The organism is Aquibium sp. ELW1220, assembly GCF_030398385.1.
Taxonomy (GTDB): Bacteria; Pseudomonadota; Alphaproteobacteria; order Rhizobiales; family Rhizobiaceae; genus Aquibium.
This window is the reverse complement of record NZ_JAOAOQ010000004.1, coordinates 158402-181426: the sequence shown is the minus strand read 5'-3', so window position 1 is coordinate 181426 and position 23025 is coordinate 158402. Positions and strand designations below refer to the sequence as shown.

The window sequence follows — 23025 nt, the reverse complement described above, 5'->3', positions numbered from 1 at the left end:
AGGGCCGTGCCGGGCGGACTTCCGAGCATGGTTAGCGAAAGCTTCCGGCTTCCGCCCGCCGAGGCGTCTTTCCCCGCCGGGTCTCCTTGCTTTAAAGAGGGTCCGAGAAACACCTGACGAGGACCAGATCGATGAACATCCAGAAGCCTGTCTCCAAGGAGGCGCTCGCCGCCTTCGCGTGGGAGGACCCGTTCCTTCTCGACGACCAGTTGTCGGAGGACGAGCGGATGGTGCGGGACGGGGCGGCTGCGTTCTGCGCCGACCGGCTGGCGCCGCGGGTCGAGGCGGCCTACCTGTCCGAGACGACGGATCCGGCCATCTTCGCCGAGATGGGCGCGGCCGGGCTGCTCGGCGTCACCGTGCCGGAGGAATATGGCGGGCTCGGCGCCGGCTACGTCACCTACGGTCTCGTCGCGCGCGAGGTCGAGCGCATCGATTCGGGCTACCGCTCGATGATGAGCGTGCAGTCCTCGCTGGTCATGTATCCGATCCAGGCCTACGGCTCGGAAGCGCAGCGGCTGAAATACCTGCCGAAGCTCGCCTCCGGCGAATGGATCGGCTGCTTCGGCCTGACCGAGCCGGACGCCGGCTCCGATCCGGGCGGGATGAAGACGCGCGCCGAGACGATCGACGGCGGCTACCGGATCTCCGGTTCCAAGATGTGGATCTCCAACGCGCCGATCGCCGATGTCTTCGTGGTGTGGGCCAAGCTCAAGAGCGAGGACGGCCGCGACGAGATCCGCGGCTTCGTGCTGGAGAAGGGCATGAAGGGCCTGACCGCGCCCAAGATCGAGGGCAAGCTTTCGCTGCGCGCGTCGATCACCGGCGAGATCGTGATGGAGGGCGTGGAAGTCTCCGAGGACGCGCTGCTGCCCAACGTGTCGGGGCTGAAGGGTCCGTTCGGTTGCCTGAACCGTGCGCGCTACGGCATCTCCTGGGGCGCCATGGGCGCGGCCGAGGATTGCTGGATGCGCGCGCGGCAGTATGGTCTGGACCGCAAGCAGTTCGGCAAGCCACTGGCCGGTACGCAACTTTACCAGAAGAAGCTGGCCGACATGCAGACCGAAATCGCGCTCGGGCTGCAGGCGAGCCTGCGGGTCGGGCGGCTGATGGACGAGGGGAAGATGGCCCCGGAGATGATCTCGATCGTCAAGCGCAACAATTGCGGCAAGGCGCTCGACATCGCCCGCCAGGCCCGCGACATGCATGGCGGCAACGGCATCCAGATCGGCTACCACGTGATGCGCCACGCGCAGAACCTCGAGACGGTGAACACCTACGAGGGGACGCACGACGTGCACGCGCTGATCCTCGGCCGGGCGCAGACGGGTTTGCAGGCGTTCTTCTGAGAACGTCGCCGCAGCGGCGGGCGGGCCTATGGCCGCGCCCGTCGCATTTTCGGTAGCGGCCGGCGGCGGACGGCGCGATGATCGGCCTTCATCCAGGAGCACGAGCGCCATGAGCAAGGCCTTCCTCTCGCATCTCGCCGCCGAACTCGACGGGCTGAAGGGCGCCGGGCTCTACAAGTCCGAGCGCGTCATCACCTCCATGCAGTCGGCCGAGATCGCGGTGGCGGGCGGAGCGCGCGTCCTCAATTTCTGTGCCAACAATTATCTCGGCCTCGCCGATTCGGAGGAGTTGCGCGAAGCGGCGAAGGCCGGGCTCGACCGCTATGGCTACGGCATGGCCTCGGTGCGCTTCATCTGCGGCACGCAGGAGGAGCACAAGCAGCTCGAAGCGCGCATCTCGTCCTTCCTCGGCTTCGAGGACACCATCCTCTACGGCTCCTGCTTCGACGCAAACGGGGGCCTGTTCGAGACCCTTCTGGGCGAGGAGGACGCGGTCATCTCCGACGCGCTGAACCATGCCTCGATCATCGACGGCGTCCGGCTCTCCAAGGCGCAGCGATTCCGCTATGCGAACAACGACATGGTGGCGCTGGAGGAGGAACTGAAGAAAGCTGCGGGTTGCCGCTTCAGGCTCATCGCCACCGACGGCGTGTTCTCGATGGACGGCATCATCGCCAATCTCGGCGGCGTCTGCGACCTTGCCGAGAAATACGACGCCATGGTGATGGTCGACGACAGCCATGCCGTCGGCTTCGTCGGGGCGCATGGTCGCGGCTCCGCCGAGCATTGCGGCGTCGAGGGGCGGATCGATATCGTCACCGGCACGCTCGGCAAGGCGCTCGGCGGCGCCTCGGGCGGCTACACCAGCGGGCGGCGCGAGGTGGTCGACTGGCTGCGCCAGCGCTCGCGGCCCTACCTCTTCTCCAACACGCTGATGCCCGCCATTGCCGCTGCTTCGCTGACGGTGTTCGACATCGTCGAGCAGGGCGATGACCTGCGCGCGAAGCTGCGCGCCAATGCCGCGCGCTTTCGCGAGAAGATGACGAAGGCGGGTTTCACGCTCGCCGGGGCGGACCATCCGATCATCCCGGTAATGATCGGCGATGCGACGCTCGCCGGCGCGATGGCCGAGATGATGCTCGCGCGCGGCATCTACGTCGTCGGCTTCTCGTTTCCGGTGGTGCCGAAGGGCCAGGCGCGGATCCGGACGCAGATGTCGGCGGCGCATTCGGCCGAGGACATCGACCGGGCGGTGGCGGCGTTCGGAGAGGTGGGGCGGGAGTTGGGCATCATCTATTGATGTGCGACAATATAGAAGATATTGTCGATAGAGGAGATTTGCGTGTCCGACATCATGAATCTGAACGTGCGCATCAGCGGATCGCTTCGAGATTTCGTCACCGAGACAGTCACCGATGGCGACTATGAGAACGTCAGCGAGTACGTCCGCGCCCTCATCCGTCGCGACAAGGAACGCGCGGAGCGGGAGGCGATGGAGGCCATGAAGGTCCGGTTGCAGGACGCGTTCGCGGTTGCTGACAGTGAGTATGAACACCTCTCGGCCGACGACATAAGGCGGCGTGCGCTGGCCGGCACGAACCGGTGACGCGTTACTTCATTCAGCCGGCGGCATCGGCGCGGCTGGAGGAGATCTATCGGCATACGGTTCGACAGTTCAGTCCTGCACAGGCCGACAAATATCTCGACGGCGTCTTCGCCCTGTTCGAGGACTTCGCGCAAAGGCGTGTCACTTGGCGACGCATTCCTTCGGAATTCGGCGTCGACGGGTTTTTCGCGCGATACCAAAGCCATTTCGTCTTCTGGAAACTGCGCGCCGATGGTCATATCGCGATCGTGGCGATTCTTCACCAGCGCATGGACCTTGCACGCCGCTTGCGGGAGGATGTCCCGGAACCCTGAACGTCGCGGTGGGAGCCGTGGTGGTGTAATCCATTCGTGTCATGAAAGCCCCGCGGGAGGGTCTCGAACCATGCGTTTTTCGCATCTCGGCATCGTCGCTCGCGATGCCAGCAGACTTGCCGAATTCTACAGACATGTCTTTGGCTGCAAGGACCGAAGAAACAGGGTGGAACTTTCCGGTGAGAAGGTGTCACGGGGCAATGGGCTACCCCATTCCGAGATCATCTCGATCTGGCTGGAACTGCCCGGCATCGAGAAGCCGTTTCTGGAGATCCACCAATATGGGGCAACATGCGATCGCGGCCTCCCGCGCGTGAATGAACCCGGATATGGCCACATTGCGTTCGAAGTCGGAGACATTCGCGCGATCAGGGACGGCATCCTTAACGCCGGAGGCCAGGATCAGGGAGAAATAACGAACCTCGGAAGTGTCCGTACCCCGTTTCTGGCGATTTACATGCGAGACCCTGAAGGCAATCTCATCGAGTTGGAGCAGATCTGACAGCGTTGTCTTTGTTGGAGAATCTGCGGCATTTACTCTCCCTAATCGACCGAACTTCCCAGGATGAATTCCCATGTCCAACATGATGCGCGCCCTCGTCAAAGCCCGGTCCGAGCCCGGCATCTGGATGGAGAATGTGCCGATCCCCGAGATCGGGCCGAACGACGTCCTGATCAAGGTGAAGAAGACCGCAATCTGCGGCACCGACGTCCACATCTACAAATGGGACGACTGGGCACGGAAGACCGTGCCGGTGCCGCTGGTGACGGGGCACGAATTCGTCGGCACCGTCGCCGACTTCGGCTCGGCGGTGACGGGCTACCATGTCGGGCAGCGGGTCTCGGGCGAGGGCCACATCGTCTGCGGCCAGTGCCGCAACTGCCGGGCGGGCAGGGGGCATCTGTGCCGCAACACGCAGGGCGTCGGCGTGCAGCGGCCGGGCGCGTTTGCCGAATATCTCTGCCTGCCGCAGCACAACGTCGTGCCGATCCCCGACGACGTGCCGGACGAGATCGCGGCGATCTTCGATCCGCTCGGCAATGCCGTCCACACCGCGCTGTCCTTCGATCTCGTCGGCGAGGACGTGCTGGTGACCGGCGCCGGGCCGATCGGCATCATGGGCGCGCTGGTGGCGCAGGCGGTGGGCGCGCGCAAGGTCGTCATCACCGACATCAACCCGGTCCGGCTCGACCTCGCCCGCAGGCTCGGCATCCGCCACGTGGTGGATGCCTCGAAGGAGAAGCTCGCCGACGTGATGATGGAAGAGGGCATGCGCGAGGGCTTCGACGTCGGTCTCGAGATGTCGGGCTCGGCAGTGGCCTTCCGCGACATGATCGACGCCATGAACAATGGCGGCCGGATCGCCATCCTCGGCATCGCGCCGACCGGCTTCGAGATCGACTGGAACAAGGTCATCTTCAAGATGCTGACGCTGAAGGGCATCTACGGCCGCGAGATGTTCGAGACCTGGTACAAGATGATCGCGCTGGTGCAGGGCCCGCTCGACGTCTCCGGCCTGATCACCCACCGTCTCGGCGTCGACGACTACATCGAGGGCTTCGAGGCGATGAAGAGCGGGAACTCGGGCAAGGTCGTGCTGGACTGGTGAGGCTCAGGCCGTGAAGGCGCAGCCTTCGGCGGCAGCCGCCGCGGCAAGGCGCGTGTCGAGCGTGGCGAGCGGAAGCTGCCGGCGCGTGGCGAGTTCGAGGCAGGCGGCGTCGCAGGCCGTGAGCATGTGCCTGCGGGCGAGAAGAATGATCCGGTTCCCGCCGTCCGCGGTGTCCAGCAGATGCGGAAGTGCGGCAATCTTCTGTAGCGCCACCGCCGTCTGCTCCGCGGGGAGGCGGCCGCGTCTCTCGTTGACGACCAGAACGTTTCGAAGCTCGTGCCAGAACAGGTCGGGCACGACCATGCCACCGCGAACGCCTCCGTCGAGCACATCGTCGGCACAGTCGGAGAACGCGTCGGGCATTGCCCAGCAGGCGGCGACGGAACTATCGACGACGATCGCCACCTACCGGCGACCTTCATCCCGGGCGGAGAGGATGTCGGCAAGGGTCATATCATTGGGCGGAAGAGTCTTCCGCCATGCCTTCAGATCCTCGACCGGTTCCTTCACGACGGTTCGGATCTGGTCCCCCGGGCTGATTTCCGGGACCAGCCTCGCAACCGGCCTCCCATCGCGGGTGATCACGATCGTCTCGCCTGCTTCGACGTCGTCGAGCAGGTCGACCAACTGCGATTGCAGTTCGGATGAACGGACTTCGCGCATGGCGGCAGAATAAGGCAGCCGCGACGGGCGGTCAAACGGGTCCCGGAGGAAGAACGGGCACGGCCGGGGCTGCTGCGACCGAACCCGTCCGTCAGCCTCAGTTGCCTTCCGGCTCGTAGTTCTGCGGGGGCTGCTTCGTATCGCTCAGCCGTGCGGGGTCGAGGCCGGCTTCCTGCATCGCGGCCTCGGCCTCCGCACGCACGTCCGCGGTGATTTCGGGCGTGCGCGACAGGATCCAGCCGAAGCCTTCGCCCGGTCCGCGCACGACGGCCCAGCCGTACACGCCGTCATCCTTCGGGCCGACAGCCTCGATGACGTAGTTCGCGCCGTCCTCCTCGGGCGATTGCGGGAAGTCCACGTTCAGCCGGCGGAAGCCGTCGCCGACGGCTTCAGCCGTGCCTTCGATGCTGTTGACGGTGCCGTCCGGGAGATCGCAGCGGTTGACGACGCCGATCACACCGTCGCTCTCCAGCACGTAGGACGCGGTGACGCCGCCGTCGCACTGGTCCTGGAAGGGGGCGGGCGTGCGGGCGATCTCGTACCAGAGGCCGGCATAGGCTTCCGGCTCGATCGTCTCGCCGGCACTGGTCGAGCCGGTTTCCTGCGCGAAGGCGGCTGTCGAGAGCGCGACCAGGGCCGCTGCATGGAGTATCGTGCGTTTCATGAAGAACCTCGCTTGTCTGGCGTAAGGTTTCGAAACCTCGCGCCATGGCGAATGTTCCAACGCGCTACCGGGAGCCGAAGCGACGCTCGACTGCGGCCAGCCCGATCGACAGTGCCTCCCGTTCGGACGGGGCCAGCATTCGCAGCAGGTCCGTCTCGAAGCGGCGCGCCAGAGGTACGATCTCGGCATAGGTCCTTTCGCCGGCAGGCGTCAGCGCCAGCCGTTCGACGCGGCGGTCGTCCGGATCCGTCTCGCGCTTCAGCCAGCGCCGCTCCTCCAGCGCGGTCACGGCTCGGCTCACCTTGGTCTTGTGCATGGCGGAGTCGCGGCCGACCTCGGTGGCCGTCATCGTGCCGTGCTGCCCGAGCGAGGCGAGCAGCCGCCATTCCGGCCGGGTGAGCCCGTAGCGGGTCCTGTAGATCGTCTGGAAATCGCGGCTGACCGCCTCCGCCAGCCGGTTGAGCCGGTAGGGGAGGAATTTCTCCAGCTCCAGACTTGCCGCCTCGTCGGCGCCATGCTCCATCTGATGTTCCATTCGGCGTTGATGGTTACAAAGTCGACGGTTACGGATGCAACGAAATCGGCCGCGGGTCAAACCGGCGGCCGCAACATGATCGAGGGAGCGAACCAGGTGAAACTCGCCACATTGAAGAACGGCAAGCGCGACGGACGGGTGGTTGTCGTGTCGAAGGACCTGACCCGCTGCACGGATGCCTCGTTCCTGGTGCCCACGCTTCAGGCCGCGCTCGACGACTGGAAGCGGATCGCGCCGCATCTGGAGGCCCTCTCTGAGAGCCTCGATCACGGCGCCGTGCCGTCCGAGCGCTTCCACGAGCATGACGCGCTGTCGCCGCTGCCGCGTGCCTACCAGTGGGCGGATGGCTCAGCCTACGTCAACCATGTCGAACTGGTGCGCAAGGCGCGCAATGCCGAGATGCCCGAGACCTTCTGGACCGACCCGCTGATGTACCAGGGCGGTTCCGACACGTTCCTCGCCCCGCGCGATCCGATCCTGATGGCGGACGAGGCCTTCGGAATCGACATGGAAGGGGAGGTGGCGGTCATCGTCGACGACGTTCCGATGGGAGCCTCCCGCGAGGAAGCCGCTGCCGCGATAAGGCTCGTCATGCTGGTCAACGACGTGTCGCTGCGTGGATTGATCCCTGCTGAACTCGCCAAGGGCTTCGGCTTCTTCCAGTCCAAGCCGTCCTCGACCTTCTCGCCGGTGGCCGTCACGCCGGACGAACTGGGCGACGCCTGGGACGGGGGCAAGGTGCACCTGCCGCTCTGCGTCGATCTCAACGGCAAGCCCTTCGGCCGCGCCAATGCCGGCATCGACATGACCTTCGATTTCCCGACGCTGGTCGCGCACGCCGCAAAGACGCGACCGCTCGGCGCGGGAGCCATCATCGGCTCGGGCACAGTGTCGAACAAGCTCGACGAAGGGCCGGGCAAACCGGTGGCGCAGGGCGGGGCCGGCTATTCCTGTATCGCCGAGATTCGCACGATCGAGACGATCGAGACCGGCAAGCCGGTCACGCCGTTCATGCGCTTCGGGGACACGGTGCGCATCGAGATGAAGGACGCGTCGGGTCATTCGATCTTCGGCGCTATCGAGCAGACGGTGGAGAAGTACGAGCACTGACGGCCGTGCCGCCTTGCCCGTCCAGCGTCGGCCGCTAAGGTAAGTCGCGGGACAGGAGGAGGTGGGGATGGACTTCGGCGGTTGGTTCTACATCGTTGCGGGCCTCTGGGCGGCAGCGATGCTTGCGGTCTTCATCCAGGCGATCCGGTTGAGCTATCGCATCGAGCAGCGGTCGGCGGCGTTGCGCAACGAGACGGGTCTTCCGCGCTACGCGGCAATGCCCTTCACGGTGACGAACTGGCGCGTGTCGCGCGATGACGAAACGCAGACGCTCCGCCGCCGGATGCTGCAGCTGCTCGGTCTCAACCTCGCGGGTTTCGTGCTCTTCGGCGGCATCGTCCTCGCTGCCCTGCCTGCGTGAGTCGTGTCGCTCCTCGAGCACATGCGCCGGATGGCGCGCAACAACCGCTGGTCCAACGATCGGCTGTATCGAGCCGTGCTGGCGCTGCAGCCAGGCGAATTCGATGCGCCGAGGACGAGCTTCTTCCCCTCGATCGCTGAGACGCTCAACCATGTGCTGGCGGTGGATCTCTATTATCTCGATGCCCTGGAGGAAGACGGGCGGGGTCCGGCGGCCTTCGAGGACTTCGTCGCCTTCTCCGATCCCGCCCGGCTCGAAGCGGCGCAACGGGAATGGGACGAGCGGCTGGTCGCCTTCTGCGACGGACTTGGCGATGCCGACCTGGCCCGCCGGGTGACCACCGACCGCGGGGCGGCCGGGCGCTTTCCCGAACGCATCGCCGATCTTCTGGCGCATCTCTTCCTGCACGATGTCCACCATCGCGGGCAGGTGCATGCGATGCTGTCCAGCACCTCGGTCAAGCCGCCGCAGCTCGACGAGTTCCTGCTCGATTTCGACAGGCCGGTGCGGCGCGATGAGATGATACGGTTGGGATTTACGGAGAGGGATGACTGAACTCGCGGACTTGCGAAGCGCGGAAGGTCGGGCTATTTATCGTAGGTACGTAAAATGCGGATATTGTGGGACGAGCCGAAGCGACTGGCAAACCTGGACAAGCACGGCCTCGATTTTGCGGCTCTGACCGACGACTTCTTTTTCGCGGGCAGTGATTCGTGCGGCCAAAGGCGAGCGGTTTCTCGCCATCGGGTTCCTCGGAGCTTCGGCTGTGGCCGTGGTGTTCCGACCTCTCGGAGCGGAGGCGCTGTCCGTGATCAGCATGCGGCCGGCGAACAGGAAGGAGTTCGTGATCCATGACGGGACGTAATCTCAAGGCGGAGTTCAAGCCCGGGCGCGGTTACAGCCGCGAGGACTGGGACGCGGTTTCGGACAACCCAGAATGGACGGAGGAGGAGTTCCGGCAGGCGCGGCCCTTCGCCGAGATCTTTCCGGAGCTTGCAGCCAGCATCCGCCGCGGGCGTCCGCCGGTCCCGAACCCGAAGAAGCAGGTGACGCTTCGGCTCGATGCCGACGTGGTGGAGCGGTTCCGGGCCGGCGGGCCAGGCTGGCAGAGCCGCATGAACGAGGCGCTGCGCAAGGCCGCCGGGCTGACCGAACAGGGCAGGCGGCACGACCCGCAATGAAAAGGGGACCGGCGTTCCTCGCGCCGATCCCCTCGGGTTCCCCTTCGGGGTCTTATTCCGCCGCTTCCGCGGTGATGATGCCGCGGCGGATCTGGTCTTCCTCGATCGATTCGAACAGGGCGCGGAAGTTGCCCTCGCCGAAGCCCTCGTCGCCCTTGCGCTGGATGAACTCGAAGAAGATCGGGCCGATCACCGTCTTGGAGAAGATCTGCAGCAGGATCTTGGTCATGCCGCCATTCACCACGCCTTCGCCGTCGATCAGGATGCCGTGGGTCTTCATCCGCTCGATCGGCTCGTCATGGCCCTGCACGCGTTCGTGCGAAAGGTCGTAGTAGGCGTCCGGGGGGCCGGGCATGAATTTCAGCCCGTTCGCGGCCAGCCGGTCGGTGGCGTCGTAGATGCCGTCGGTGCCGACGGCGATATGCTGGATGCCTTCGCCCTTGTACTTCTTCAGGTATTCCTCGATCTGGCTCGTGTCGTCCTTGGACTCGTTGAGCGGGATGCGGATCTTGCCGCAGGGCGAGGTAATGGCGCGGCTGACGAGGCCGGTGATGCGGCCGTCGATGTCGAAATAGTGGATCTGGGTGAAGCCGAAGAGTTCGCGATAGAAGGCCCACCACTTATCCATGTTGCCGCGATAGACGTTGTGGGTCAGGTGGTCGAGATAATAGAAGCCGACACCCTGCGGCTTCGGGTTCCGCTCGCCCAGCCATTCGAATTCGGCGTCGTAGGCCGAGCCCTTTTCGCCATAGGTCTCGACGAAGTAGAGCAGCGAGCCGCCGATGCCCACGATGGCCGGGACGTCGAGCGCCTTGTCGTCGCCAGTGTAGGGGGTGGCTCCCTTCGACACGGCATGATCGAAGGCCTTCCGCGCATCGACGACGCGCCACGCCATCGACGGCGCGCAGGGACCGTGCTCCTCGACGAACCGCATCGCATGCGAACCGGGCTCCGCATTGACGATGTAGTTGATGTCACCCTGGCGCCAGACCGTCACGTCCTTCGTCCGGTGCCTGGCGACCGCCACGTAGCCCATGCGCTGGAACAGTTCGGCGAGCTTTGCCGGTTCGGGATGCGCGAATTCGACGAATTCGAACCCGTCGGTGCCGGCGGGGTTCTTTTCCGTGATCGTGGCGGGCGGTGCATCGTGCGGGAAAGGACCCATGGTCATCCTCCTTGGCTGGCTTTCGGCAGGAGCCGATCTGCTTCAAGCATAGACCGAGCTTGATGCACGAGGGTTGCAAACTGGGCTCGCAGGTGCTGTCTTGATGCATGAAACGTGCACTAATTCAGGAGAAGACGCGCGCGATGAACGGGTTGGATGGATTTGACCGCAAGATCGCGGCGCTGCTTCAGCTGGACGCGCGGTTGACGAATGCGGAACTGGGCGAGCGGGTGCATCTGTCGGCCTCGCAGTGCTCGCGCCGAAGGCAGCGGCTGGAAGAGGAGGGCTACATCCGCGGGTACCGGGCGGTGCTCGACCGCGAGAAGATGGGCTTCCCTCTGGTCAACATCATCTCGGTGACGCTCGCCACCCACAACCGCGACAATGCGCAGCGCTTCGCCGACCTGCTCGCCCGGCTGCCCGAGGTCCAGGAGGCGCATGCGCTCACCGGCGAGATGGACTACGTGCTCAAGGTCGTGACGCCGGACCTGAAATCGCTGTCGGAGTTCGTCAATGGCGTGCTCCTGCCGCACGAGTCCGTCCAGCACGTCAAGACCGCCATCGTTCTGGAAACGCTGAAGGAGGGGGGAGGGCTGCCGGTCTGAGCAGCTGTCGCAGCACCTCGCCGGGCACGCATGTCCCTGAAAAATGTTACGAACTTTTTGATCCCGGCCGCTTTATTGTCACCCGTTTTCGGGTAAGTTGTGCTGGACCGCATGCCGGTTATGGCCGATGCTCGCGCCTGCGAGTTCGTACCGCAATGGGAGGTAGAATTGAAGGCATTCACTTGGAAGTCGCTGGCGCTCGCCAGCGCAGTCGCCGCCGCATCCTGGGTTTCGACGGGGGCGAGCTTCGCCCAGGAAGTCACCCTGAAGCTGCACCAGTTCCTGCCCGCGCAGGCCAACGTGCCCAAGCTCGTCCTCGACGTCTGGGCCGACAAGGTCGAGGCGGACTCGGGCGGCCGCATCAAGGTCGAGCGCTATCCCTCGATGCAGCTCGGCGGCACGCCTCCGCAGCTGATGGACCAGGCGATCGACGGTACCGTCGACGTCGTCTGGACCGTGGTCGGCTACACGCCCGGCCGCTTCCCCCGCGTGGAGGTGTTCGAGCTTCCCTTCATGATGACCAATGCGGACGCGACGTCGCGCGCCTATTGGGATCTGTTCGAGAAGGAGATGAAGGACACCGATTTCAAGGACGTCCACATCGTCGGCACCTGGGTGCACGGCCCGGGCGTGATCCACACGAAGACGCCGGTCGCCAAGCTCGAGGACATGAAGGGTCTCAAGCTGCGCGCGCCGACCCGCATCATCACCGGCCTGCTCGGCGAACTCGGCGCGACCGCCGTCGGTCTGCCGGTTCCGGCCGTCACCGAGGCTCTTTCGAAGGGCGTCATCGACGGCGCGGTCATTCCCTGGGAAGTGACCACCGCGCTCAAGGTGCCGGAACTCGTCAACAATCACACCGAGTTCGGCGGCGACCACGCGCTCTATTCGACGGCCTTCGTGCTGGCGATGAACAAGGATCGCTATGAAAGCCTGCCCGACGATCTGAAGAAGGTGATCGACGACAATTCCGGGCAGGAATTCTCGGCCTTCGCCGGCAGCACGCAGGCCAGTGCCGACGGCCCGGCGCGCCAGATCGCAGTCGATCGCAACAACAACATCATCACTCTCGATGCGGCGGAAGTCGCCCGCTGGCAGGAGGCCGCCCAGCCGGTCTATGCCCGCTGGATCGAGGAGGTGAAGGCCAAGGGCGTCGACGGCCAGGCGCTGATCGACGAGGCGCGTGCGCTGATCGACAAGTACACGAAGGCGCAGTAGTCGCCGGAGCGACCCGATCGACGACGGGGCGGGCAGCGATGCCCGCCCCGCTGCATCATGGGGGAGGCCGACTGGCCATGCCGTCGAACTTGCCTTGCCGCACGGTATCTGCATTGTTGTGGCCGATCATCGTTGCACGACAAACGTCGGCATGGCATCTAGCGGCATCGGGACCGGTTAGTTATCGTATATAACAAAGGTCCGGGCCGAGCGCCGTTCGCCACAGGCGGGCGTGCCGACTGGACGATACGGGTGGGAGGTGCCACGTGGCCGTTTCGAGGTTCATCCATGCGCTGGCGCGCCTGATGGCGATTCTGGGCGGGATCGTTCTCGGCCTGATCACGATCATGACCGTGATCAGCATCACGGGTCGCGCCATCGTCACGATCGCATTCGTCTTTCCGGGGTCGGTCTTCCACTATCTGCCGTTCTTCGACGACATCCAGCTCTGGCTGCAGTGGCTTGTCGCGCAGGAGTGGAGCGTCTTCGGGGCGACCGTCAAGGTCGGTGCCGTACCGGGCGACTTCGAACTGGTCGAGGCGGGCACGGCCTTCGCGGTCTTTGCCTTCCTGCCCTGGTGCCAGCTCAACCGCGGGCACGCCACGGTCGACCTGTTCACCAACTACCTTCCGGCCGTCGCGAACCGCTGGATCGACCTCGTGTCCGAGACGCTGATGACCATCGTGTTCGTCGTGCTGGCCTGGCGGCTCTGGATCGGTATGATGGACAAGATCCGCTACCAGGAAACCACCTTCATCCTGCAGTATCCGGTCTGGTGGGGCTTCGCCTCGGCCATGGTCGGTGCAGCGGCGTGCGTGATCGTTTCCGTGTACATGACCGGTGTCCGCGTGCAGGAAGTGCGCACGGGCCGGTCCAGCTTCGCGCCGACGCATGGGGGCATGCATTGAGCAATCTCGAAATCGGGATCTGGTCCTTTCCAATCCTTCTCGTCCTCATCTTCTTCCGGCTGCCGATCGGTCTCGCCATGCTGCTCTGCGGCATGGTGGGGACGTGGCTGGTCACCGGCAGCTGGAATCCGATTCTTGCGAAGCTGAAGGCCGAGACCTACTCGACCTTTTCCAGCCACTCGCTCTCCATCATCCCGCTGTTCCTGCTGATGGGGCAGTTCGCGGGTCTCGGCGGCATGTCGCAGTCGCTCTTCAAGGCGGCCAATTCCTGGCTCGGCCATCGCAAGGGCGGCGTCGCCATGGCGGCGATCGGCGCCTGCGCGGGCTTCGGGGCGATCTGCGGATCCTCGCTGGCCACCGCTGCGACCATGGCGCAGGTGGCGCTGCCGGAACTGCGCCGCTACGGCTACTCCGGGGCGCTGGCGACCGGCGCGCTGGCCGCAGGCGGGACGCTGGGCATCCTGATTCCGCCGTCGATCGTGCTGGTGATCTACGCCATCCTCGCGGAACAGAACATCGCCAAGCTGTTCCTGGCCGCTTTCGTGCCGGGCATCCTGGCGGCGATCGGCTACATGATCGCGATCTCGATCTACGTCCGGCTCTACCCCGAATCGGCCGGTGACAGCCCGCGCCAGCCCTATCGGGAGCGCTTCAAGGCGATGTTCGACGTCTGGCCGGTGCTGCTGGTCTTCTTCCTTGTCGTCGGCGGCATCTATTTCGGCTGGTTCACGCCCACGGAAGCGGCCGCCATCGGCGCGGCCGGCACGGGGCTGATCGCGCTGATCAATGGCGGCCTCAACCGCCAGACGTTCATCGATTCGGTGCTGGCGACGGCGGTGGCGACCGCCATGATCTTCTTCATCGTCTTCGGCGCCTCGATCTACAACGGCTTCCTCGCCCTTTCGCAGGTGCCGCAGCAGATCGCCGCCATCATCGTCGAGTCCGGCTTCAATCCCTGGGCCGTGCTGGTGACGATCCTCATCCTCTACCTGGTGCTCGGCTGCGTGATGGATTCGCTGTCGATGATCCTGCTGACGATACCGATCTTCTTCCCGATCGTCTCGGCGCTCGACTACGGCCTTGGGCCGGAGGAGTTCGCGATCTGGTTCGGCATCATCGTGCTCATCGTCGTGGAGGTGGGTCTGATCACGCCGCCCGTGGGCATGAACCTGTTCGTCATCAACTCGATGGCCAAGGACACGCCGATCTCGGCCACCTATCGCGGCGTGACGCCCTTCGTCATCAGCGACCTCGTCCGGACCGTGATCCTGGTGCTGTTCCCGGCGATCTCGCTGTTCATGCTGAGATGGCTCTACTAGCCTGGCGATAGATCCGCTGCGACGCGGCGGCCGGTTACCTGATCACGCGGCCGCGCTCTCCGAAGAGTGCGGCCGATTTCGTCGGCCGGACTTGGGATAGCCCTAGACGGGCCTTCGGGCCTTGTCCGCGCACTACTGCGCGGCGAGCGGCGTCTCTTCGTCCGGTCCCGGCCTGGCCAGCTCGCATATCGCCATGTGGTGCGACAGGAACACCTGTCCGGAGAGGTGCTCCAGGAATTCGGTGCGCCTGAGGGCGTCCATCACGGGACCCTTCACTTCCGACAGGTGCAGCTTCACGCCCATGTCGAAGAGACGGCGATCGATGGCTTCCAGCGATTCGAGCGCGCTCATGTCGATGAGGTTGACTGCCGGACAGGCGAGAACGACGTGACGGATATCGGGGCGCGTCGCGACCAGATCGTAGACGTAGTCCTCAAGATAGCGCGCATTGGCGAAATAGAGGCTCTCGTCGACCCGCAGCGAGACGATGCCGGGCTGGGTGATGACCTCGTGGCGCTTCACGTTGCGATAGTGCTCGGTACCCGGTACCCGGCCGACGATTGCCATGTGAGGCTTGGATGTCCGGTAGAGGTGGATCAGGATCGACAGCACGACCCCCGCCGATACGCCGATCTCGACCCCGAGCGACAGTGTGGCGAGGATGGTCGCCGCCACTGCGATGAAGTCTGGCTTCGAATAGGCCCAGGTCTTCTTCAGGATCGAAAAGTCGATCAGGGACAGCACGGCCACGATGATCGTGGCCGCGAGCGTCGCCTGCGGCAGGAAGGCGAGAAGCGGGGTCAGCAGCAGGGTCGCGACGGCGAGACCCACCGCCGTGAAGGCACCGGCTGCCGGCGTCTCGGCACCGGCGTCGAAATTGACCACCGAGCGCGCGAAGCCGCCCGTCACCGGATAGCCGCCGGTGAAGGCGGCGGCGACATTGGATGCACCGAGGCCGATCAGTTCCTGGTCGGGGTCGATGCGCTGGCGCTTGCGCGCGGCGAGCGTCTGCGCGACCGAGACCGATTCGACGAAACCGATCAGCGAGATCAGCGCGGCGGGTCCGATCAGGGCGAAGACGAGGTCGGGTGCGAAGGAGGGCAGGGTGAGGGGCGGCAGGCCCTGCGGCACCGCGCCGACGAGCTTCACGCCCGCCGCGCCGAGGTCGAGGCTCCAGGCGGCCAGCGTCGTTGCCGCGACGGCTGCGACCGGCCCGGCCTTGGCAAGGATGTCGGCCAGCCGCGGCCGCAGTCCCGCCCGCGCGAGCAGCGGCTTCAGGCCCTTGCGCACCCAGAAGAGGAAGGCGAGCGAGGACAGGCCGATCAGGAGCGTCACCGGGTTGGCGTCGCCGAGACCGGAGCCCAGGGACAGGATGAGTTCCAGCAGGTTGTGGCCCTCGGCCTGGATGCCGAGGATGTGCTTGATCTGGCTTGCCGCGATGATCAGTCCCGATGCGGTGATGAAGCCGGAGACGATCGGGTGCGACAGCAGGTTGGCGAGGAAGCCCAGCCGGAAGACGCCCATGAGGATCAGGAAGACCCCCGACAGGAAGGCCAGCGTGATGGCGGCGACGACGTAGCCGGCCGTGCCCTGTGCAGCGACGGCGCCGACGGAGGCCGCCGTCATCAGCGAGATGACCGCCACCGGGCCGACCGCCAGTGCGCGGCTGGTGCCGAAGATCGCGTAGGCCACCAGCGGCAGGATCGACGCGTACAGACCCATCTCCGCCGGCAGGCCCGCCAGCAGCGCATAGGCGAGCGACTGCGGGATCAGCATGATGGTGACGATGACGGCCGCGACCAGATCGTTGGTCAATGCGTCGCGATCGTAGGTTCGAGCCCAGGCCAGGATTGGCAGATAGGCTTTCCAGCTTCGCCGTGCGGTCTTGGGGCTCGTCATCGGGTGTCCTTCCCAGGTCGCAAGGCTCCGCCGCCGCGTGCGCTGATGCGCACGCGTCCCGTCGTTTCCAGGACCGATCGAGGGCGGCGGTTCCCGCCGCCCCGCTCAGCCGTTCGTCTGCTGGACGAGGCCGTAGAGGTTCATGCAGCGGCCGCCGGTCCGGCAATAGGCCAGCACCGGCGTTGGCAGCGCTTTCAGCGCGGCGGCCATGTCGCGGACATTGTCTTCGCTGATCGCCCCGGAAACGACCGGGATGAAGCGGAACTCCAGGCCCGCCGCCTTGGCGGCCTGCTCGACAAGGTCATGCGGAACGGCGCCGTCTTCCGAATCGGGCCGGTTGCAGACGATGCTCCTGAAGCCGGCCTCGGCGATGGCCGGCACGTGCTCGGCCGTGATCTGCGGCGCCACGGCGATGTCGTCGTTGATCCTGCGGATTTCCATTCTCTCGATCCCTTGCAAGCGAAGCCGGAGGCGCATGCCGCCCCGGCGCGATGTGTTGTTTCTCAGAGGCCGTTGACGGGCACCTTCAGGAAGGTTTTGCCGCTTTCGTCGCGAGGCGGCAAGCGGCCGGCGCGCATGTTGACCTGCAGCGAGGGGATGATCAGCCTGGGCATCGCAAGCGTCGCGTCACGCGTCTCGCGCATCGTCACGAACTCGTCCTCCGAGACGCCGTCGCGGACGTGGATGTTGTGCTCCCGCTCCTCCGCCACCGTCGTCTCCCATTTGATGTCGCGGCCATTGGGACCGTAGTCGTGGCAGATGAAGAGCCGCGTCTCGGCCGGCAGCGACAGCACGCGCATGATGGATCGGTAGAGGATGCGGGCATCGCCGCCGGGGAAGTCGGCGCGGGCCGAGCCGCCGTCGGGCATGAACAGCGTGTCGCCGACGAAGGCGGCATCGCCGATGACGTGGGTCATGCAGGCGGGCGTGTGGCCGGGCGTGTGCATGGCGTGGGCGGTCATGGTGCCGATCGTGTAGCTGTCGCCGTCCTTGAACAGTCGGTCGAACTGCGAGCCGTCGCGCTGGAACTCGGTGCCTTCGTTGAAGATCTTGCCGAACGTGTCCTGGACGATGGTGATGTTCTCGCCGATGCCGAGCTTGCCGCCCAGCTTCTGCTGGATGTAGGGCGCGGCCGAGAGGTGGTCGGCATGGACGTGGGTCTCGATGATCCACTCGAGTGTCAGGCCGTTCTTGCGGATGTGATCGATGATCGCGTCGGCGTGGTCGTAGGTGATGCGGCCGGCGGCGTAGTCGATGTCCATCACCGAATCGATGACGGCGCACGCGTCGGAGGCCGGGTCCTTGACGACATAGGATACCGTGTTGGTGGCCGCGTCGAAGAAGGCGGTGACGTCGGGCTTCACCGAAATGTCGGGCGTGAAGGGCAGGGAAGAAGTCATCGGTTTGTCTCCATGTCTCACGGGTCTCGTCAGGCCGGTGCGGCCTGCGCGGTGCGGGTCCTGATGGCCCGCGCCAGGACGATGCCGGCCATCATGGCGGCGATGAAGATGACGGTCTCGGAATAGCCGAGGCCAAGGGCTGGCACCGCCCCGCCGGGGCAGAAGCCGGAAATGCCCCAGCCAATGCCGAACACGGCCGATCCACCGACCAGTTCGGCATCGATGCGCCGCGCTGTGGGCAGCGCATAGCTCTTCTCGAACACGGGCTTGGGCCTCGCGCCGAAGACGACGCGGTAACCGATCGCGGCGGTCAGAAGGGCACCGCCCATGACGAACAGCAGGCTCGGGTCCCAGGTTCCGGCAATGTCGAAGAAGTTCAGCACCTTGGCGGGGTTGGCCATGCCGGAGATGGCAATACCGAGGCCGAAGACGGCGCCGACCGCGAAGGCTGAGAGGATCTTGTTCATAGCGATCAGGCTCCGATCACGTGGCGGACGACGTAGACGGTGGCGATCGCAAACACCATGAAGACGAGCGTGGCTACGATCGAGCGCGGCGACAGGCGCGCCATGCCGCAGACGCCGTGGCCGCTGGTGCAGCCGGAGCCGTAGGTCACGCCGATGCCGACGATGACGCCGCCGATCACCAGCGCGGTGGTGGAGATCGGCACCGCGAACGCGATCGTGTTGCCGGTCGCGATGTAGGCGAGCGGCGCGATCACGGCGCCCGCCAGGAAGGCGGCGCGCCAGGCCCAGTCGACGGGCACCGGCGGGATGATGCCCGCCAGGATCGCCGTCATTCCGGCGATACGGCCATGCAAGGCCATCAGCAGCACGGCCGAGAGGCCGATGAGGATTCCGCCTGCAAGCGACATCCATGGTGTGAATTCGGTCATTCAGTGCCCCTGTGCGTTTCGGCTATGGTTGCCAAATTCGAACAAGTCACTACATATGACAAGGTATTCATGTGTTCAAGGGATTGATCCGATGAAAATGGACATTGCCAGGCTGGACGCGTCGGCGGAGCAGGCGGCCGAACTCCTGTCGGCTCTCGCCAACAAGAACCGTCTGATGATCCTGTGCAACCTGCTCAACCAGGAAATGGCGGTTCAGCCGCTTGCAGACGCCGTCGGCATGTCGCAGTCGGCGCTGTCGCAGCAACTGGCGAAGCTGCGGCTGTCGCGGCTGGTGACCACGCGGCGGCAGGGCAAGGAAATCTACTACAGCGTCGCCTCGCGCGAGGTGGAAGAAATCCTGCAGACCCTCTACGGCCTCTACTGCCGGCCGGCGGCAGCCGAAGCTGCCGACCGGCCACTTGCCGCGCTCGACGCGTGAACTCCCGCTGAAGCGCGAAGGCGCGCCTCGACGTCCGGGCTCCGCGGCTGCCGTCAGGCGGCTGCGGAAAACAGCCCGCCGGCGCGGGCGAGTTCGCGCAGATGGTGGTCGGCATTGCCGAAGGCGACGTCGATCATGGTCATGCGCTTGAAATAGTGGCCGACGGCATATTCCATCGTCATGCCGACGCCGCCGTGGATCTGGATCGCATTCTCGCCGACCACGCGGCCGCCGCGGCCGATCTCGGCCTTTGCCGCATGCATGGCGCGCGCCCGTTCGGCATCGTCCTCGCTGTCGGCCATCATCGTGGCGTAGAGCGTGATCGAGCGCGCCTGTTCGATGGCGACATACATGTCCACCGCCTTGTGCTGCAGCACCTGGAACGAGCCGATCGGCACGCCGAACTGCTTGCGCACCTTCATGTAGTCGACGGTGAGCGCATGCATGGCTCCCATCACGCCGAGCGATTCGGCGGCGAGCGCGGCTATCGCCTGGTCGACCACGCGGCGGGCGAGCGGCAGGCCGTTTTCCGGGTCGCCGAAGACGGCCCCTGCTGGCACGCGCACCTTGTCGAGTGTCAGTTCGGCGGCGCGCAGGCCGTCCTGCGTTGCATAGCCGCGGCGCGAGACGCCCTCGGCGCCGGTGTCGACCAGAAAGATGCCGATGCCGTTCTCGTCCGTCGTACCGCCTGACGTGCGGGCGGTGACGAAGATCCTGTCGGCGCAGTCGCCGTGCTGGACGACGCTCTTCGAGCCCGACAGCACCCAGCCGTCGCCGTCCCTCGTGGCCGTCGTGGCCACATGGGCGAGATCGAAGCGGGAGTGACGCTCGGTGTGGGCGAAGGCGAGCCTGAGCGAGCCGTCGGCCACCTGTGGAACCAGATCCGCCTTCTGTGCCGCCGAACCGCCCAGCCGCAGGAAGCCGCCGCCAAGCACGACCGTCGCGAAATAGGGCTCGAGCGCCAGCGCCTTGCCGAGCGATTCCATGACGATCATGGTCTCCACCGGGCCGCCGCCGATGCCGCCGTCCGCCTCGGCGAAGGGCAGGGCCATCAGGCCCATCTCGGCCAATTGCCGCCAGATGTCGGTGCTCCAGCCTTCGGGCGTGGCCATGAAGCCCTTGCGGTCCTCGAAGCCATAGGTGTCGGCGAGAAGCCGGTCGAGCGAGTCCCTGAGCATCGATTGCTCTTCCGAAAGATCAAAATCCATCGCGTCCTCCTGTCGTCTCGTTGCGGGCGGGGGCGGTCACAGCCCCAGCACCGCCTTGGCGATGATGTTCTTCTGGATCTCGTTCGAGCCGCCGTAGATCGAGACCTTGCGGTTGTTGAAATAGTTCGGCGCGGCCACCGGCGCGTATTCGGGCACCTCGGACGGCTCGTTCCAGCGGGCGTCGTGCTCGGGGAGATATGGCGCTGCGTAGGGACCCATCACCTCCATCAGAAGGTGCGTCGTGGCCTGCTGGATCTCGGAGCCCTTGATCTTCAGGATCGAGGACGCGGGGTCGGGCTTGCCGGTGTTGCCGCGCTTGGCATCGGCCGCCACGACGCGCAGCTGCGTCATCTCCAGCGCCTTCAGGTCGATCTCGATCGTGGCCAGCTTCTCGCGGAAGCGCTCGTCCTCGATCAGCGGACGGCCGCCGGCCATTTCCAGCGCGGCGAGTTCGCGGATGCGGGCCACGCGCTGCTTCGAGACGCCGATGCGCGCGATGTTGGTGCGCTCGTTGCCGAGCAGGAACTTGGCGTAGTCCCAGCCCTTGTTCTCCTCGCCGACGAGGTTTTCCACCGGCACGCGCACGTCGGTCAGGAAGACCTCGTTGATCTCGCGGCCGCCATCGATCGTGACGATCGGACGGACCTCGATGCCGGGCGTCTTCATGTCGATCAGCAGGAAGGAGATGCCTTCCTGCTTCTTGGCGGCCGTGTCGGTGCGCACGAGGCAGAAGATCCAGTCGGCATATTGCGCCAGCGTCGTCCAGGTCTTCTGGCCGTTGACGACGTAGTGATCGCCGTCGCGGACGGCGCGGGTCTTCAGCGAGGCGAGGTCCGAGCCGGAGCCGGGCTCGGAGAAGCCCTGGCACCACCAGTCGTCGAGATTGGCGATCGCCGGCAGGAAGCGCTGCTTCTGCGCCTGGTTGCCGAAGGTGTAGATCACCGGCCCCACCATGTTGACGCCGAAGGCGAGCGGCTGCGGAGCGGGATATTTCTGCAGTTCCTCAAGAAAGATGTACTGCTTCATCGGTCCCCAGCCGGTTCCGCCATGCTCCTCCGGCCAGTGCGGCACGCCCCAGCCGTGCGCGTTGAGGATCTTCGTCCAGCGGACGAAGTCCGGCTTGTCGAGGTGCTCGCCGTCGATCATCTTCGCGCGGATGTCGTCGGGCAGGTTGTCGCGAAAGAAGCTACGCACCTCCTCGCGGAAGGCGTTTTCCTCGTCGGTGAAGCGAAGGTCCATGGTTGTCTCCTCCTTGTTCCTTCTCCCGTTCACGGGGAGAAGGTGGCCCGTAGGGCCGGATAAGGGGCAGTGCGAGCAATGAAATGTCGGCGCAGCCCCTCATCTGCCTGCCGGCATCTTCTCCCCGCAAACGGGGAGAAGAGAGCTCTCCTCAGTTGATCTCGAGCAGCCCGGCCGCGCCCATGCCGCCGCCGACGCACATGGTAACGACGGCATATTTCACGCCGCGGCGCTTGCCCTCGATCAGCGCATGGCCGGCGAGGCGGGAACCCGACATGCCGTAGGGATGGCCCACCGCGATGGCGCCGCCGCTGACGTTGAGCTTCTCCGGATCGATGCCGAGCCGGTCGCGGCAGTAGAGCACCTGCACGGCAAAGGCCTCGTTCAGTTCCCACAGGCCGATGTCGTCGACCTTCAGCCCGTGGCGCTCCAGCAGCCGCGGCACGGCGAAGACCGGGCCGATGCCCATCTCGTCGGGTGCGCAGCCGGCGACGTTGAAGCCGCGGAAGATGCCGAGCGGGGTCAGGCCGCGCTTCTCGGCTTCCTTCGCTTCCATCATCACGCAGGCCGAGGCGCCGTCGGAGAGCTGGCTGGCATTGCCGGCGGTGATGAAGCCGCCCTCGCGCACCGGCTTCAGGCCGGCGAGGCCCTCGGCGGTGGTCTCCGGGCGCGGCCCCTCGTCATGGGAAAGCGTCACGTCCTTGTGGGTGACCTCCCTGGTCTCCTTGTCGACCGAGGCCATGCGTACCGAAATCGGCGCGATCTCGGCATCGAACCGGCCGGCCTCGCGGGCGGCGGCGACGCGTCTCTGCGATTCCAGCCCGTAGGCGTCCTGCGCCTCGCGCGAGATGCCGTAGCGGTTGGCCACGTTCTCGGCGGTGTCGATCATCGGCAGGTAGACGTCGGCCGCGGCGCCGCTCAGGCTCTTGTCGAAGAGGTGGAAGGTGTTGCGGTGATCGTTCTGGACGAGGCTGATCGATTCCAGGCCGCCCGCGATGCCGGCCTTGACGCCGTCGTTGCGGATCGCATTGGCGAGCAGCGCCATCGACTGGAGACCGGACGAGCACTGACGGTCGATCGTCGTGCCCGCAACGGTGATGGGCAGGCCGGCCGACAAAAGGGCGCGGCGTGCCACGTTCAGGCCCGTGGTGCCTTCCTGCATGGCGCAGCCCATGATCACGTCCTCGATCTCGCCGCCATCGAGGCCGGAGCGGACGAGCGCATGGCGGATGGCGTGGCCCCCGAGCACATGACCCTCGGTGTCGTTGAAGGCGCCGCGATAGGCCTTGCCGATCGGCGTGCGGGCGGTGGAAACGATGACGGCTTCGCGCATGATG

At 65.6% G+C, this 23025-nt stretch carries 28 protein-coding genes and 1 pseudogene; 16 read left to right on the top strand and 13 right to left on the bottom strand.

All coding sequences use genetic code 11. From position 1 onward, the window contains the following. Positions 1-131: 131 nt before the first annotated feature. From N1F91_RS05605 to tdh, 6 genes are all read left to right on the top strand, one after another. Positions 132-1349, top strand: coding sequence for an acyl-CoA dehydrogenase (locus N1F91_RS05605; protein WP_289990758.1), 1218 nt, complete (start codon positions 132-134; stop codon positions 1347-1349). Between the two features lie 109 nt (positions 1350-1458). Then, on the top strand, positions 1459-2649 hold the full coding sequence (locus N1F91_RS05600; protein ID WP_289990757.1) for a glycine C-acetyltransferase: 1191 nt from the start codon (positions 1459-1461) through the stop codon (positions 2647-2649). 42 nt (positions 2650-2691) lie between these two features. Then, a complete protein-coding gene (locus N1F91_RS05595; protein WP_289990756.1) occupies positions 2692-2955 on the top strand; it encodes a transcriptional regulator in 264 nt (87 codons plus the stop codon). Further along, the gene (locus N1F91_RS05590) at positions 2952-3269 is read left to right on the top strand and encodes a type II toxin-antitoxin system RelE/ParE family toxin (protein ID WP_289990755.1); all 318 of its coding nucleotides are present in this window, start codon (positions 2952-2954) and stop codon (positions 3267-3269) included. The genes N1F91_RS05595 and N1F91_RS05590 overlap by 4 nt, the downstream gene beginning before the upstream one ends. Positions 3270-3339: 70 nt before the next feature. Then, complete coding sequence (locus tag N1F91_RS05585) at positions 3340-3771, top strand: VOC family protein (RefSeq protein WP_289990754.1); 432 nt, start codon at positions 3340-3342, stop codon at positions 3769-3771. A gap of 73 nt (positions 3772-3844) precedes the next feature. Further along, positions 3845-4879 carry an L-threonine 3-dehydrogenase gene (gene tdh / locus N1F91_RS05580; protein ID WP_289990753.1) on the top strand — a complete coding sequence of 345 codons (1035 nt, stop codon included), beginning with the start codon at positions 3845-3847 and terminating at the stop codon, positions 4877-4879. A 3-nt stretch (positions 4880-4882) separates the two neighbouring features. Here tdh and N1F91_RS05575 read toward each other — a convergent pair whose 3' ends face one another. The 4 genes from N1F91_RS05575 to N1F91_RS05560 form a co-directional block, all read right to left on the bottom strand. Beyond that, positions 4883-5284 carry a type II toxin-antitoxin system VapC family toxin gene (locus N1F91_RS05575; RefSeq protein ID WP_289990752.1) on the bottom strand — a complete coding sequence of 134 codons (402 nt, stop codon included), beginning with the start codon at positions 5282-5284 and terminating at the stop codon, positions 4883-4885. Further along, positions 5285-5542, bottom strand: a complete 258-nt coding sequence (locus N1F91_RS05570; RefSeq protein WP_289990751.1) for a type II toxin-antitoxin system prevent-host-death family antitoxin — start codon at positions 5540-5542, stop codon at positions 5285-5287. 97 nt (positions 5543-5639) lie between these two features. Beyond that, positions 5640-6206, bottom strand: coding sequence for a lipocalin family protein (locus N1F91_RS05565; RefSeq protein WP_289990750.1), 567 nt, complete (start codon positions 6204-6206; stop codon positions 5640-5642). 64 nt (positions 6207-6270) lie between these two features. Then, positions 6271-6729: a MarR family transcriptional regulator gene (locus N1F91_RS05560; RefSeq protein ID WP_289990749.1), complete on the bottom strand. Its 459-nt coding sequence runs from the start codon at positions 6727-6729 to the stop codon at positions 6271-6273. 108 nt (positions 6730-6837) lie between these two features. Between N1F91_RS05560 and N1F91_RS05555 the strand changes: the two genes are divergently transcribed. The 5 genes and pseudogenes from N1F91_RS05555 (at position 6838) to N1F91_RS05535 (ending at position 9393) form a co-directional block, all read left to right on the top strand. Further along, positions 6838-7851, top strand: coding sequence for a fumarylacetoacetate hydrolase family protein (locus tag N1F91_RS05555; protein ID WP_289990845.1), 1014 nt, complete (start codon positions 6838-6840; stop codon positions 7849-7851). A gap of 67 nt (positions 7852-7918) precedes the next feature. Further along, complete coding sequence (locus tag N1F91_RS05550) at positions 7919-8212, top strand: hypothetical protein (protein ID WP_289990748.1); 294 nt, start codon at positions 7919-7921, stop codon at positions 8210-8212. Between the two features lie 3 nt (positions 8213-8215). Beyond that, positions 8216-8767, top strand: coding sequence for a DinB family protein (locus N1F91_RS05545; protein ID WP_289990747.1), 552 nt, complete (start codon positions 8216-8218; stop codon positions 8765-8767). Between the two features lie 54 nt (positions 8768-8821). After that, a pseudogene (locus N1F91_RS05540) lies at positions 8822-9077 on the top strand (BrnT family toxin). Next, entirely contained in the window at positions 9064-9393 is a 330-nt protein-coding gene (locus N1F91_RS05535) for a BrnA antitoxin family protein (protein WP_289990746.1), read from the top strand. The pseudogene N1F91_RS05540 and the gene N1F91_RS05535 overlap by 14 nt, the downstream one beginning before the upstream one ends. 52 nt (positions 9394-9445) lie before the next feature. Here the strand turns inward: N1F91_RS05535 and hppD are convergent, their stop codons facing one another. Further along, positions 9446-10558 (bottom strand): 4-hydroxyphenylpyruvate dioxygenase, encoded by a 1113-nt coding sequence (gene hppD / locus N1F91_RS05530; protein ID WP_289990745.1) that lies wholly within the window; start codon positions 10556-10558, stop codon positions 9446-9448. A 143-nt stretch (positions 10559-10701) separates the two neighbouring features. On the opposite strand from hppD, the gene N1F91_RS05525 reads away from it, so the two are divergent. From N1F91_RS05525 to N1F91_RS05510, 4 genes are all read left to right on the top strand, one after another. Beyond that, positions 10702-11163, top strand: coding sequence for an Lrp/AsnC family transcriptional regulator (locus N1F91_RS05525; protein WP_289990744.1), 462 nt, complete (start codon positions 10702-10704; stop codon positions 11161-11163). A gap of 168 nt (positions 11164-11331) precedes the next feature. Beyond that, entirely contained in the window at positions 11332-12381 is a 1050-nt protein-coding gene (locus tag N1F91_RS05520; protein ID WP_289990743.1) for a TRAP transporter substrate-binding protein, read from the top strand. Between the two features lie 266 nt (positions 12382-12647). Further along, on the top strand, positions 12648-13289 hold the full coding sequence (locus N1F91_RS05515; protein ID WP_289990742.1) for a TRAP transporter small permease: 642 nt from the start codon (positions 12648-12650) through the stop codon (positions 13287-13289). Then, positions 13286-14608, top strand: a complete 1323-nt coding sequence (locus N1F91_RS05510) for a TRAP transporter large permease (protein WP_289990741.1) — start codon at positions 13286-13288, stop codon at positions 14606-14608. Before N1F91_RS05515 ends, N1F91_RS05510 begins: the two co-directional genes overlap by 4 nt. Before the next feature lie 132 nt (positions 14609-14740). Here N1F91_RS05510 and sulP read toward each other — a convergent pair whose 3' ends face one another. The 5 genes from sulP to N1F91_RS05485 form a co-directional block, all read right to left on the bottom strand. Then, on the bottom strand, positions 14741-16507 hold the full coding sequence (gene sulP / locus N1F91_RS05505) for a sulfate permease (RefSeq protein WP_289990740.1): 1767 nt from the start codon (positions 16505-16507) through the stop codon (positions 14741-14743). Between the two features lie 105 nt (positions 16508-16612). Next, positions 16613-16948, bottom strand: a complete 336-nt coding sequence (locus N1F91_RS05500) for a TIGR01244 family sulfur transferase (RefSeq protein WP_289990739.1) — start codon at positions 16946-16948, stop codon at positions 16613-16615. A 62-nt stretch (positions 16949-17010) separates the two neighbouring features. Further along, positions 17011-17907, bottom strand: a complete 897-nt coding sequence (locus N1F91_RS05495) for an MBL fold metallo-hydrolase (RefSeq protein ID WP_289990738.1) — start codon at positions 17905-17907, stop codon at positions 17011-17013. A gap of 29 nt (positions 17908-17936) precedes the next feature. Then, a complete protein-coding gene (locus tag N1F91_RS05490) occupies positions 17937-18374 on the bottom strand; it encodes a DUF6691 family protein (RefSeq protein ID WP_289990737.1) in 438 nt (145 codons plus the stop codon). Positions 18375-18379: 5 nt separating this feature from the next. Beyond that, complete coding sequence (locus N1F91_RS05485; protein ID WP_289990736.1) at positions 18380-18802, bottom strand: YeeE/YedE family protein; 423 nt, start codon at positions 18800-18802, stop codon at positions 18380-18382. 91 nt (positions 18803-18893) lie between these two features. Between N1F91_RS05485 and N1F91_RS05480 the strand changes: the two genes are divergently transcribed. Continuing rightward, positions 18894-19241 (top strand): metalloregulator ArsR/SmtB family transcription factor, encoded by a 348-nt coding sequence (locus N1F91_RS05480; RefSeq protein ID WP_289990735.1) that lies wholly within the window; start codon positions 18894-18896, stop codon positions 19239-19241. 53 nt (positions 19242-19294) lie between these two features. Here the strand turns inward: N1F91_RS05480 and N1F91_RS05475 are convergent, their stop codons facing one another. The 3 genes from N1F91_RS05475 to N1F91_RS05465 form a co-directional block, all read right to left on the bottom strand. Beyond that, the gene (locus N1F91_RS05475) at positions 19295-20449 is read right to left on the bottom strand and encodes an acyl-CoA dehydrogenase family protein (protein ID WP_289990734.1); all 1155 of its coding nucleotides are present in this window, start codon (positions 20447-20449) and stop codon (positions 19295-19297) included. A 36-nt stretch (positions 20450-20485) separates the two neighbouring features. Then, positions 20486-21688, bottom strand: coding sequence for a pimeloyl-CoA dehydrogenase large subunit (pimC, locus tag N1F91_RS05470; protein WP_289990733.1), 1203 nt, complete (start codon positions 21686-21688; stop codon positions 20486-20488). A 151-nt stretch (positions 21689-21839) separates the two neighbouring features. Continuing rightward, on the bottom strand, positions 21840-23021 hold the full coding sequence (locus N1F91_RS05465) for an acetyl-CoA C-acyltransferase (protein ID WP_289990732.1): 1182 nt from the start codon (positions 23019-23021) through the stop codon (positions 21840-21842). Positions 23022-23025 lie beyond the last annotated feature (4 nt).